Annotated in this window: 1 protein-coding gene; it reads right to left on the bottom strand. The window is 49.5% G+C overall.

Annotated elements, in window-relative coordinates:
• Nucleotides 1–142, bottom strand: a 142-nt coding sequence (locus M992_RS15720; protein ID WP_147638203.1) for a plasmid mobilization protein, incomplete at its 3' end; no start/stop codon positions are given.
• Nucleotides 143–297 lie beyond the last annotated feature (155 nt).

Raw genomic sequence — 297 nt, 5'->3', positions numbered from 1 at the left:
GCTTTCCAAGCCCAGATTTGATAAGATATTGACTAAGACTAAGCCCTGCTTCATGGGCCTTTTCGGTGAGTTTAGCTTTCACTTCTGTGGAACATCTCACCTGGATTCGATCGTCTGTTTTTCTGCTCTCGCTACGGCTCATCAGATAGCTAACCTCGTTAGGGGGTGTCGGGGCTTGCCCTGACCAAGACGTTTTTGGACGGCCGCCGCGTGTCGGCGGTACTCCAAAAACACATCTTGTCCCGTACTTAAATACCTCATTAAATTCTACCATCGGCGAGGTTTGAAAGCCAGCTG

Source organism: Moellerella wisconsensis ATCC 35017 (assembly GCF_001294465.1).
In the GTDB taxonomy this organism is placed as follows: Bacteria; Pseudomonadota; Gammaproteobacteria; order Enterobacterales; family Enterobacteriaceae; genus Moellerella; species Moellerella wisconsensis.
The sequence above is the reverse complement of the archived record's forward strand: the minus strand, read 5'-3'. Positions and strand labels throughout refer to the sequence as shown.